The organism is Microbacterium sp. EF45047, assembly GCF_028472845.1.
Lineage (GTDB): Bacteria > Actinomycetota > Actinomycetes > Actinomycetales > Microbacteriaceae > Microbacterium > Microbacterium neungamense.
This window is the reverse complement of record NZ_CP069429.1, coordinates 651193-663351: the sequence shown is the minus strand read 5'-3', so window position 1 is coordinate 663351 and position 12159 is coordinate 651193. Positions and strand designations below refer to the sequence as shown.

7 protein-coding genes are annotated in these 12159 nt (G+C 70.3%); 2 read left to right on the top strand and 5 right to left on the bottom strand.

Features of this window, described 5'->3' with window-relative positions; all coding sequences use genetic code 11:
- Position 1 precedes the first annotated feature (1 nt).
- Genes JRG78_RS03125 through JRG78_RS03115 form a run of 3 tightly spaced genes read right to left on the bottom strand, consistent with a single transcriptional unit; the run spans position 2 to position 2909 of the window.
- Positions 2-1882, bottom strand: coding sequence for a hypothetical protein (locus JRG78_RS03125; RefSeq protein WP_259607575.1), 1881 nt, complete (start codon positions 1880-1882; stop codon positions 2-4).
- 38 nt (positions 1883-1920) lie between these two features.
- Positions 1921-2598 carry a type I restriction enzyme endonuclease domain-containing protein gene (locus JRG78_RS03120; protein ID WP_259607573.1) on the bottom strand — a complete coding sequence of 226 codons (678 nt, stop codon included), beginning with the start codon at positions 2596-2598 and terminating at the stop codon, positions 1921-1923.
- Positions 2599-2606: 8 nt separating this feature from the next.
- Positions 2607-2909 (bottom strand): hypothetical protein, encoded by a 303-nt coding sequence (locus tag JRG78_RS03115; protein WP_259607571.1) that lies wholly within the window; start codon positions 2907-2909, stop codon positions 2607-2609.
- 415 nt (positions 2910-3324) lie between these two features.
- Here JRG78_RS03115 and JRG78_RS03110 point away from each other — a divergent pair, with 415 nt between their 5' ends.
- Together JRG78_RS03110 and gdhA are read left to right on the top strand one after the other, a co-directional pair.
- Entirely contained in the window at positions 3325-6009 is a 2685-nt protein-coding gene (locus JRG78_RS03110) for a phosphoenolpyruvate carboxylase (RefSeq protein ID WP_259607570.1), read from the top strand.
- Positions 6010-6137: 128 nt separating this feature from the next.
- Positions 6138-7505: an NADP-specific glutamate dehydrogenase gene (gene gdhA, locus JRG78_RS03105; RefSeq protein WP_259607568.1), complete on the top strand. Its 1368-nt coding sequence runs from the start codon at positions 6138-6140 to the stop codon at positions 7503-7505.
- Positions 7506-7726: 221 nt separating this feature from the next.
- Here gdhA and JRG78_RS03100 read toward each other — a convergent pair whose 3' ends face one another.
- Both JRG78_RS03100 and mfd read right to left on the bottom strand, forming a co-directional pair.
- Positions 7727-8323 carry a gamma carbonic anhydrase family protein gene (locus JRG78_RS03100; protein WP_259607567.1) on the bottom strand — a complete coding sequence of 199 codons (597 nt, stop codon included), beginning with the start codon at positions 8321-8323 and terminating at the stop codon, positions 7727-7729.
- Positions 8324-8548: 225 nt separating this feature from the next.
- Positions 8549-12127, bottom strand: coding sequence for a transcription-repair coupling factor (gene mfd / locus JRG78_RS03095; protein WP_272653597.1), 3579 nt, complete (start codon positions 12125-12127; stop codon positions 8549-8551).
- Positions 12128-12159 lie beyond the last annotated feature (32 nt).

The following is a 12159-nucleotide window of genomic DNA, read 5'->3' as shown; positions in this document are numbered from 1 at the left end:
CTTAGCTCTTTTTGTTCTTCAAATGACGACCGATATAGCCGACGTAGATTTTCCCGCTTCGCGCCGTGTCGTCGTAGTAGTGCATACGAGGCGCGAAAGTGTCACGCCAAGTCGGTTTGAAGTGCGCGTCCATCAGAACCTTGCCGGTGTCCGACACTTCACTTGGCACCGGGAGCATTCGCTCAGCGCGCCACTCCGGACGATTCAGCACGGAGTCACTTTCAGTCGAGGCATGTCGATCGGGCGGGCATTTGTGCCCGTCGATCGCGTCCGACTTGAGATAGGCATGCAGACCGCTCGCGATCCTTCCACTTGCCTTTCCTTCCGCGTAGTCGTAGAGGACGTGGACGTAGTCCCAGAAGGCATACGCGTACCGCGGGGTCTTCTCACGCAGATCGATCTCCAATGCCGTGTCGACGTCTCCAGTGAACACGACGCGAGAAGCCGCCGGATGCGCCTTATCCCCGGGCGTGATCCGCGCGATAAGCTCCGCGACGTCGTACGGCGGATCCCAGATCGACTCGACCGGTTCCACATGCGTTTCCGCAGCCAGGTCAGCCACGATGAGGCGGCGCCGGAGGATCTGCACCTCCCGCTCGAGGCTCCGCACGCGCTCGTCCGACACCGCGAGGTCGAACGAAAGCTCTTCCGCGTTGGCGCGGATTCCACGGAGCTCCGCATCCTTCGTTTCGATGTCGGCGACGGCGCCGTCGATCTGCTCGGTAGCGACAGACAGCTCAGCCGCAGAAGTGGTGAGCAGGCTTTCCAGATTCTCGAGGGCTCCCTCAGTCAGCTCTCCTACGCCGATCCAGCGCTTCAACAGAGCTTCGAGCCGCGCCACCACCCCGGGGGCGATGGACGCAGCCTGGGTCGGCGACCCGGATGAAGGAACTTCAACCCAGGTCCGCTCCGGCGCCGACGGCGGGGCTGGACGGGCAAGCCGCCGGCGCACCTCCTGAGTACGCTCACTGACGAGATCGGCGCGCGACAAGATCTCGAGAGAGCGACGCACATCGGGCGGAAGGTCCCGTTGTATGAAGCGCAGTCGCGTCGACTCCGCATGCCGGTTCACCAACGGGGTCGCTACCCGAGTGCCATCGATCGCCCGCGCCAATGTGGCGGGACCGAGCATCCGATGACGAATACCATCCGCGGGCGAATCGAGCTCCACTTGAGGCGCGAAAGTACGGACCACACCCCGCTCAACGCGATGGGACTGCGGCAACCGCATTGCAAGGAGTTCCGTCGCCTCCGGATCCAGCACGAATGTGGTTGCCACGCCCACGCTCTGCTTCGTCAAACTCACAATGATCTGTTGCCAGCGATCGAGAGGTGCTCCTTCGAGCGCCGGCGCGACGATGACGCTGGCGGTTCGCGCCGGATCCACAATTGCCCGCCAAACCTCGTCGACGTCAGAAGATCGGATCACCGAGGGCACACCATGGAGCGGGGTCTCCCCATCCCTCGCGTTGGTCGTCTCAAGAATCTGCCGCGCGAGACGCGGCGTATCGACCCTTGTTACAGCCGTCGTGGTCGGCACATCATCGACGCCCGCCTCGATCACAAGCGACTGCGTGTAGCGGCGCGCCTGTGGAGCAGAGATCGCATAGAGGGACACGGTCCAAACGCCGTGCCGGTTTCGCTCGCGCAACCGATAGAGCCTTCTACGGCTCTGATCCAGGCTCTCCGGCGCATGCACGACCCTAAGTTCTGAGCCGTCGCCCAGATCGTGCGCCCCTGGCCCGTCCCAGTCTGCTCGCTCCGCGCCACTGCCCCTGCGGTTCTGCTTTCCGCTGAGCCAAGATCGGAGTTGCGATTCAGCGACCGCGACCGCGTCCTCGTCGGGCGTCAGGCGCAGGATTGCGCGATATCCGATTGCCACTTCACATCCCCCAATGTATGCAGGCGAGCGCGCCTCGCCTACTGCCCTCGATCGTCCGCGTAGCGCGGTGCCATCGCTTCCATCTGTTCCATCACGAGTTTGATCGCCTCGGGCTGTTTGTCCGGCGGGTACTTGTATTTCACCAGCAACCGCTTGATCGAAGACCGCAGCTTGGCGCGCACATCGTCACGCACAGTCCAGTCGGTGCGCACGTCGCGCCGCATCACGGCGACGAGCTCGCGGGCGATCTGTGCGAGGACGTCCTCGCCTTGGATGTCGACAGCGGACTCATTCGTCGCGACCGCGTCGTAGAACGCGAGTTCGTCACTCGAGAGCGGCGGCGAGAAGTGTTTCCCGCGAGATGCTTCGGCGGCGACGTCGACCGATGTGCCCTTCGCGTTCTCGGCGAGGAACCCCCAGCGGGCATTCGCCGGCACCCAGAACACACCGCGACCGGTGTACTCGTCAACGTCGTCGATGAGCTCGGCGATCTGATCTTCGTCGTACCCGTCAGCGGCGAGCTCGGCGCGGATCCCGTCGCGGCGCTCATCGAACGCGTCGGAGACGTACTTGAGGAAGACGAGTCCGAGGATGACGTCCTTGTACTGCGAGGCGTCCATTGAGCCGCGCAGCTTGTCGGCGGCCTTCCAGAGCGTGTCTTTGAGCTCTTTCATGGTCGACGGCGCCTGTGGGGCGGCTTTCGGGGTTCGGGGCATGGGCTTCCTTACTGCGGTGCGGGTGCCGCGATCGCGGCGTCGTTCAGGTCGGTGAGAGAGACGGCGCCGGCGGCCACGGTGGCTGTCAGCATATCGACGTACTGGTCGAGCGTCGCGATGCGGCGCTCGAGTTCGGTGCGAGCCACGGCGACATCGGCGATCGCGCGACGCAACGGCCTGATGGATGCGGGTGCAAAACGGCGCAGCATCCATCGTTTCCAGGCGCCGGGGCCTGCCGGTTGGGTCGGTATGTCGACTGCGACGACCTCTGGCACGAGGCCGCCCGGGTCTGCTGCGGTGATGCGCAGCACCCGAGCGGGGTAGGCAACGACCTTCGATCCTTCGGCGTCAACCCATGCGGCAGGTGTCGGACCGGTGCGGAAGATGACGTCGCCGGCGTGGGTGAGCTGTGCTGACGCGTGTTGCGTGGCGAATGTGAGCGGATCGATGCGGCGCGCTCCGATGCGTCCTGGAGTGTCGAGGTCTTCTGCGGTGACGACTACCAGACCTTGCGAGTCGATCGACGCCGTGTTCAGGCGGGTGCCGGGAAGGAGCCGTACCTGCTTGGCAGCCAGGAGCGCCTCGAGCGTCGCGGGGGGAATCGCGGAGCCCGGATTCGAGGTGAAGGCGGCGGAGTAGGGAAGGTCTAGCTAGGCGCGCGACCGGGCGCGTCGCGGTTCGTCACGCGGTCGGGACGATCCTGACGTGCGGGTTACTCTCGAAACCGTGACCCCCGCACACTCCTTCACCGACCCCACGACCACCGAGGCGATCCGCGTGATCACGCGCTTCGAGGCCTCCAGCGGCATCCCGGATGCCATGCGCGCGGACGTGCGCATGCTCGGCGAGCTGCTCGGCCAGGTGCTGCGCGAATCCGGCAGCCCCGGCCTCTTCGAGGACGTCGAGCGGCTGCGGCTGGCGACGATTCAGGCCTTCGACGAGGAGACCGACGAGTCCTTCCTGCGTGCCGCCGCCATCGCCGACTCGTTCACGATCCAGCGCGCCGACGAGGTCGCCCGCGCCTTCACCTGCTACTTCCACCTGGTCAACCTCGCTGAGGAGCACCAGCGGGTCCGGGTGCTGCGCGAGCGCGCCGGCCGGCCCGGGCGCGAGGACGCCGCCGACACCGTCGCGACCGCGTTCGCGCAGCTGCGCCGCGAGGTCGGCGAGGAGGAGGCGGAGCGCCGGCTGCGCGGTCTGCGCTTCCACCCGGTCTTCACCGCGCACCCGACCGAGGCGCGGCGACGGGCGGTGTCCAGCAGCATCCGCCGCCTGTCCGAGCTGCTCACCCAGCACGACGCGGCGAGCGAGGGCGGCGCCGAGGAGCGCCGCGCTCGGCGACGGATGCTGGAGGAGATCGACACCCTGTGGCGGACCGCCCCGCTGCGCGCCCAGAAGCCGACCCCCACCGACGAGGTGCGCACCGTGATGGGCGTCTTCGACGAGACGCTGTTCACCACGGTGCCGCACGTCTACCGCCGCATCGACGACGCGCTGCGCGGCGAGGCGTCCGGCGCCAGCGAGCCGCTCGTGCCCGCGTTCGTGCGGGTCGGGTCGTGGGTGGGCGGCGACCGCGACGGCAACCCGTTCGTCACGGCATCCGTCACCCGTGAGGCCGCCGGCATCGCCTCGGACCACGTCCTGCGCGGGCTGGAGCGCTCCCTCGACCGGTTCGGACGCACCCTCACCCTCGACGACGAGAGCACCCCGCCCAGCGCGGAGGCCGGCTCGCTCTGGGAGCGGTTCGCCCAGAGCGAGCCCGGGCTCGCCGCCGACATCGCCAAGCGCTCGCCCGGCGAGCCGCACCGCCGCCTGCTGCTGTCGTTCGCGCACCGCGTGCACGCGACCCGGGTCGGGGCCGCCGGCGGGTACGCCGCGCCGGAGGAGCTGCTCGACGACCTGCGCACGGTGCAGCGCTCGCTGGTCGACGCGGGTGCCGCGCGCCACGCGTTCGGCGGGCTGCAGCACGTGATCTGGCAGGTGGAGACGTACGGATTCCACCTCACCGAGCTCGAGGTGCGCCAGCACTCGAAGGTGCACGCGCAGGCGCTGGCCGAGCTGGAGGCCGGCGGGCCGCTGAGCGCGCAGACCGAGGAGGTGCTCGAGGTGTTCCGCGCCATCGCGGACATCCAGCGGCGGCACGGGCTGCGCGCCGCCGGCCGGTACGTGGTGTCGTTCACGCAGTCGGCCGACGACCTCGCCGCCGTGCACCGGCTGGCACGGCACGCCTGCGGCGAGGATGTGCCGCTGCTCAACGTGATCCCGCTGTTCGAGACGTTCGCCGACCTGCAGGCCGCGCCGGGCATCCTCGCCGAGGTGGTCGGCTTCCCCGAGTTCCGGGAGCGGATGGCGCAGACCGGCAACCGGCTCGAGGTGATGCTCGGGTACTCCGATTCGTCCAAGGACGTCGGCCCGGTCGCCGCCAACCTCGCCCTGTACGAGGCGCAGCGCCGGATCGCGGAGTGGGCGCAGGATGCCGGCATCGAGCTCACCCTGTTCCACGGGCGCGGCGGGGCGCTCGGCCGCGGCGGCGGGCCCGCGAACTCGGCGATCCTCGCCCAGCCGCCGCACTCGGTCGACGGCCGGTTCAAGCTCACCGAGCAGGGCGAGGTGATCTTCGCCCGGTACGGCGAGCCGGCGATCGCGATGCGGCACATCGATCAGGTCGCGGCGGCGACGCTGCTGGCATCCGCCCCGACGCGGGAGCAGCGCACCAGCGGCGCCGCCGAGCGCTTCGCCGAGATCGCCCGGGTGATGGACCGCGCCTCCCGTGAGCGCTTCTTCTCGCTGGTCCGCGCCGAGGGGTTCGCGCCCTGGTTCGCCACGGTCACCCCGCTCGAGGAGCTCGGCCTGCTCGCCCTGGGCTCGCGGCCGGCGCGGCGCGGACTGTCGGTGGAGTCCCTCGAGGACCTGCGGGCGATCCCGTGGGTGTTCGCCTGGACGCAGGCGCGGATCAACCTGGCCGGCTGGTTCGGCCTGGGGTCGGCGCTGGAGGCCGTCGGCGACGAGGTAGCGCTCGTGGAGGCGTACCGGGAGTGGCCGCTGCTGCACACCATGGTCGACAACGTCGCGATGAGCCTGGCGAAGACCGACGAGCGCATCGCGCGGCGCTATCTCGAACTCGGCGACCGCGACGATCTCGCCGGCATCGTGCTGGACGAGCTCCGCCTCACCCGGGACTGGGTGATCCGCCTCACCGGCGGCGAGCGCCTGCTGGAGAACAAGCCCATCCTGCAGCGCGCCGTGCAGCTGCGCACCCCGTACGTGGACGCCCTGTCGCTGCTGCAGCTGCGCGCCCTGCGGGCGCTGCGCGCCGAGCCGGCGGCCTCCCCGGAGGACGAGGCCGAGCTGAAGCGGCTGCTGCTGCTCTCGGTCAGCGGCGTCGCCGCGGGCCTGCAGAACACCGGCTGACCGGCCACGGCCCGGCACCGCCGCGCGCCGCACCCCGAGCACCACGCTAGAGTGATCTCTCGCGCCGGACCCGGCATCCTCACGCGACACGATCGCAGCCATCCCCCACTCGACAGAAAGCTTCCCGCGTGACCGTCACCGCCGCCGACTTCCACCCGCTCACCGCCACCGTGCAGCCCGTCTTCGACACCGTGCTGGCCCGCAGCCCGCACGAGCCCGAGTTCCAGCAGGCCGTGCACGAGGTGCTGCACTCGATCGGCCCGGTGCTCGAGCGGCATCCGGAGTATGCCGAGAACGGCATCCTGGAGCGGCTGGTCGAGCCGGAGCGGCAGATCATGTTCCGCGTGCCGTGGATCGACGACGCGGGGCGGCTGCAGGTCAACCGCGGCTACCGCATCCAGTTCTCGTCCGTCCTCGGCCCGTACAAGGGCGGCCTGCGCTTCCACCCGTCGGTGAACCTGTCGATCATCAAGTTCCTCGGCTTCGAGCAGATCTTCAAGAACGCGCTCACCGGGCAGGGCATCGGCGGCGCCAAGGGCGGCTCGGACTTCGACCCGCACGACAAGAGCGACGCCGAGGTGATGCGGTTCTGCCAGTCGTTCATGAACGAGCTGTACCGGCACCTGGGCGAGCACACCGACGTGCCGGCCGGCGACATCGGCGTGGGCGGGCGCGAGATCGGGTTCCTGTTCGGGCAGTACCGCAAGATCACCAACCGGCACGAGTCCGGCATGTTCACCGGCAAGGGCACCGGCTGGGGCGGCGCCGAGGTGCGCACCGAGGCCACCGGATACGGCGCCGTGTTCTTCGCGCAGGAGATGCTCGCCGTGCACGGCGAGTCCCTGGCCGGCAAGCGGGTCGGCGTGTCCGGCTCGGGCAACGTCGCGATCTACGCGATCCAGAAGGCGCAGCAGCTCGGGGCGACCGCGGTCACCGCATCCGATTCCTCGGGCTACGTCGTGGACGAGGACGGCATCGACGTCGACCTGCTGCGGCAGATCAAGGAGGTCGAGCGCGGCCGCATCGTCGAGTACGCCCGCCGCAAGCCGACCGCGCGGTTCGTCGAGGGCGGCAGCGTCTGGCAGGTGCCGGTCGACATCGCCGTGCCCTCGGCGACGCAGAACGAGGTCGGCGCGGAGGATGCCGAGGCGCTGATCGCCAACGGCGTGCGCGCGGTGTCCGAGGGCGCGAACATGCCGTGCGTGCCCGAGGCCGTCGAGGCGTTCCAGAGCGCGGGCGTGCTGTTCGCCCCGGGCAAGGCGGCCAACGCCGGCGGCGTGGCGACCTCCGCGCTGGAGATGAGCCAGAACGCGTCACGTCAGCGCTGGAGCTTCGCGGACAGCGAGGACAAGCTGCGCAGCATCATCGCCGACATCCACGACGCCGCGTTCCGCGCGGCCGAGGAGTACGGGACGCCGGGTGACTACGTCGCGGGCGCGAACATCGCCGGCTTCGAGCGGGTCGCCGCCGCGATGCTCGCCCAGGGCGTCATCTGACCCCTCCCGCCCGCACCCGCACGCCTGGCCACATTGTGTCACCAGTTGATGGTTCCCCCGCTGTGAACCCGCAGCAGCTGACACATTGTGGAGCGTTCTGCGGGTCCTGGCCCTGAACCCGCACGACGTGACACATTGTGGAGCGTTCTGCGGGTGCGGCCGGCGCCGACCAGCAGAACGGGACACAATGTGGCGGGGGCGGGACGTGCCGGGAGGGCGGGTCAGAGCTGGCGGTCGGCGGCGTGCCGGGCGAGGGATGAGGCGTAGCGCTCGGTGAGCTGCACCATCAGGTCGGGTGTCTCCCGGTCGACGCCGAACACGTAGCCGGGGAAGTCGAGCTCGGGCTGCGCGGCGGCGATGTCCTCCGCGCGGTCCGGGGAGAACAGCTGCGCCGGGTCGCCCACCGCGATCCACCCGATCGGCACGACCGAGCCCTCCGGCAGCGCCGTGCGCCGGTGCACGATCGCGTTCACGCGGATCTCGCAGCGGTCCCCGAGCCGCGCCCCGTTGAACACGCGCGCGCCGGAGGCGAGGAACACCTCCTCGCCGATCGTCGCCCCGGCGACACTCGACAGCGTGCCCAGCAGCGAGTGGTCGCCGATGTGCACGGCGTCCGCCGCCGTCGCACGGATCAGCGCGTTCTCCATCACGATGACGTGCTCGCCGAGGGTGATCGGGCCGCCCTCCGCGGTGATCACCGCCCCGTGCAGCACCTGGCAGTTCGGCCCGATCTGCACATCGCCGGAGATCACGGCGGTGGGTGCGACGACGGCGGTGTCGTGGATCCGGGGCCGAGCCCCGAGGTGCTCGTAGATCATGCCGCCAGACTAGTCCGTTCCCTCCCCGGCGGCGCTGTCGATTCCGGCCCCGGGGATGTGCGACGGATGCCGGATGCCGGTGCCTCCCGCCGACGGGCGGCCCGATCCCGTGCGCTTCGCGCGGAGATGTGCGCCAGACGCGGACCGGAATCCGGATCCGGGCCGCGGGAAGCGTACAAGGCCGCGTCAGGCGCACCCCGCACCGCGCGATCCGCCCGCCTGAGCTCAGGCCGGAGTCTTCACCGGCTCGGGGAACAGCGCCGTGAGCAGCTGGCCGACCCACTCCACGAGGTCCGGCCCGTCCGGGCCCGGCATCGGCACGACGAGCGCCTCGCCGCCGCCGACCAGCTTCGCCTTGGGGTACAGCCGCTGCATCCGCACCTTCATCGACTCCTCGAACCGGGCCGGTGCGATGCGGAGGTTCGAGCCCATGGCGACGACGTCGGTCAGGCCGGCGCGGGCGGCGCGACGACGCAGGCGGGCGATCGCGACCAGCCCGGACGCCTCCTCCGGCAGCGCCCCGTACCGATCGGTCAGCTCCTCGACCACGAGATCGATCGCGTCGTCCGCCGCCGTCGCGGTGGAGGCGCTGGACAGCTTCTGGTACGCCTCGAGCCGAAGCCGCTCGCTGTCGATGTAGTGCTCGGGGATGCGCGCCTCCACCGGCAGCTCGAGCCTCAGCTCCTGCTCGGAAGCGGTGTCCTCGCCGCGGAACGTGGCCACCGCCTCGCCGATCATGCGCAGGTACAGGTCGAACCCGACGCCGGCGATGTGCCCCGCCTGCTCTGCGCCGAGCAGGTTGCCGGCGCCGCGCAGCTCGAGGTCCTTCAGGGCCACCTGCATGCCGGAGCCGAGGTCGTTGTTCACCGCGATGGTCTGCAGCCGGTCGGCCGCGGTCTCGGACAGCGGCTTCGTGTCGTCGTACAGGAAGTACGCGTACGCGCGCTCCCGACCGCGGCCGACCCGCCCCCGCAGCTGGTGCAGCTGCGACAGCCCGTACTTGTCCGCGCGGTCGATGATGATCGTGTTGGCGTTCGAGATGTCCAGCCCGGTCTCGATGATCGTGGTCGAGACGAGCACGTCGTACTTGCGCTCCCAGAAGTCGTCGACGACCTGCTCCAGCTGGTGCTCGCCCATCTTGCCGTGCGCGACCGCGATCCGCGCCTCCGGCACGAGCTCGGCGATCTCAGCGGCAACCCGCTGGATCGACTGCACCCGGTTGTGCACGAAGAAGACCTGCCCCTCGCGGAGGATCTCGCGCCGGATCGCCGCCGCGATCTGCTTGTCGCTGCGGGGACCGACGAAGGTGAGGATCGGATGCCGGTCCTCCGGCGGGGTCTGCAGCGTGGACATCTCGCGGATGCCGGTGACCGCCATCTCCAGGGTCCGCGGAATCGGGGTGGCGCTCATCGCGAGGATGTCGACGTTGGTCTTCAGCTTCTTCAGCGCGTCCTTGTGCTCGACGCCGAAGCGCTGCTCCTCGTCGACGATGAGGAGCCCCAGGTCCTTGAACCGGACCTGCTCGGTGAGGATGCGGTGCGTGCCGATCACCATGTCGATCGAGCCGTCGAGCAGCCCCTGCACGACCTGGCGCGCCTCCTTGTCGGTCTGGAACCGCGACAGCGCCCGAACCTTCACCGGGAAGCCGGCGAACCGCTCCGTGAAGGTCTCCAGGTGCTGCTTCACCAGCAGGGTGGTCGGCACGAGCATGGCGACCTGCTTGCCGTCCTGGATCGCCTTGAACGCCGCGCGCACGGCGACCTCGGTCTTGCCGAAGCCGACGTCGCCGGAGAGCAGCCGGTCCATCGGGATGGGCCGCTCCATGTCGGCCTTGATCTCCTCGATGGTCTGCAGCTGGTCCGGCGTCTCCGCGAACGGGAACGCCTCCTCGAGCTCCCGCTGCCACGGCGTGTCAGGGCCGAAGGCGTGCCCCTTGGCGTTCATCCGCGCCGAGTACAGCTTCACCAGCTCCACGGCGATGTCGCGCACGGCCTTGCGGGCACGGCCCTTGGCCGCCGCCCAGTCGCTGCCGCCCATCTTCGACAGCGCCGGCGCCTCGCCGCCGACGTACTTCGACAACAGGTCGAGCTGGTCGGTGGGCACGAACAGCTTGTCGCCCGGGTAGCCGCGCTTGGACGGCGCGTACTCCAGCACCAGGTACTCCCGCGTGGTCTTGGTGGCATTCCTGCCGCCGGAGGACACCTCGCGCTTGGTCATCTCCACGAACCGGCCGAGGCCGTGCGTGGTGTGCACCACGTAGTCGCCGGGCTTCAGCTGCAGCGGGTCGACGACGTTGCGGCGGCGGGAGGCGAGCTTCTTGACCACCCGCTGGTCGCCGCCGATGGTGCGCCCGTAGAACTCGTTGTCGGTGAGCACCGCGAGCCGGGCATCCGGCACCTGGAAGCCGGACTCGACCGTCCCGGTGACGAGCGTGGCGACCCCCGCCTCGGGCTCCTCGCGCAGGTCGTCCACGATGCGGGCCGCGATGCCGCGGTCGCTGAGCACGTCGCGCGCGCGCTCCACGAGCCCGTGGCCGGAGGCGATGACGACCACCCGCCACCCTTCGCGGAGCCGGTCGTCGACGAACGCGATCGCCCCGTCGACGTTGCCGTGGAAGGAGGGGATGACGGATGCCTCGAGGCTGGTGGCGTCCTCGTCGCCGGAGGCGAACGGGCTGAGCCGCCACCACACCCCGTCCCGTTCGTGCACGATCTCGCGCAGACGCGCGAGGGAGACGAAGTCGCCCGCGTCCAGCCGCGCGTCGAGCATCCCCGCCGCACCGCCGCTCAGCGTCGAGGGATCGATCGGCGCCGCGGCGCCGGAGGTAGCGGCGCTCCACGCCGCATCCAGGAACTCCCGGTTGGTCTCGCCGAGGTTCTGCGCCCGCGCGCTGGCCCGCTCCGGGTCGACGATGGCGGTGGCGGAGCCGGCCGGCAGGTACTCGGCGAGCGTGACGAGGGGGCCTGCGACCATCGGGAGCAGCGACTCCATGCCGTCGACCGGGATGCCCTGCGCCATCTTCTCCAGCATCCCGGCGATCGCGGGGAACCCGGCGACGAGGGCGCCGGCGCGCTCGCGCACCTCCGGGGTGAGCAGCAGCTCGCGGCTGGCGGGCAGCTCGACGGCGGCGACGTCGCCGGGCAGGGAGCGCTGGTCGGCGACGGAGAACGCACGGATCTGGTCGACCTCGTCGCCGAAGAACTCGATGCGGTACGGGTGGTCGGCGGTGGGAGGGAAGACGTCGAGGATGCCGCCGCGCACCGCGAACTCGCCGCGGCGGGACACCATGTCCACCCGCGAGTAGGCGCGCTCGACGAGCTGCGCGGCCGCGCCCTCCAGTTCGATGCCGCGGCCGCCGACCCGCAGTTCGAGGGGGGCGGCGTCGCCGAGGTTCGCCGCCAGCGGCTGCAGCGCGGCGCGCACCGAGGCGACGACGACGAGGGGCCGCTCCCCCGACCAGGTCGCCACGCGCCGGAGCGCGTCCAGGCGCCGGCCCACGGTGTCGGGGCTCGGGCTGAGCCGCTCGTGGGGAAGCGTCTCCCAGGCCGGGAAGGTGAGGATCTCGGCATCCGCCAGGTAGGCGCCCAGCGCGGCCGCGAGCACGTCGGCGCGCCGCCCGGTGGGCGCGACCACGAGAGCGGATGCCGGCAGCCCGGCCTCCGCTCGGCGCTGCAGCAGCCCCGCCAGGACCGGGGCGTCCAGCCCGTCCACCAGCGAGATGTCCGCGTCGGTCTTCGCCCAGGCGAGGGCGTCGCGGTACAGGTTCGCCTCTTCCAAGGCGCGCAGAATCCCCGGAACAGTCACCGCACGAGTCTAGTCGGGGCGGACGACATCGG

What these genes read in the sequence shown, in the direction of transcription:
- JRG78_RS03120 (WP_259607573.1), bottom strand. Translation starts at nt 2,598, where the DNA reads ATGCCCCGAACCCCGAAAGCCGCCCCACAGGCGCCGTCGACCATGAAA.
- JRG78_RS03100 (WP_259607567.1), bottom strand. Translation starts at nt 8,323, where the DNA reads ATGATCTACGAGCACCTCGGGGCTCGGCCCCGGATCCACGACACCGCC.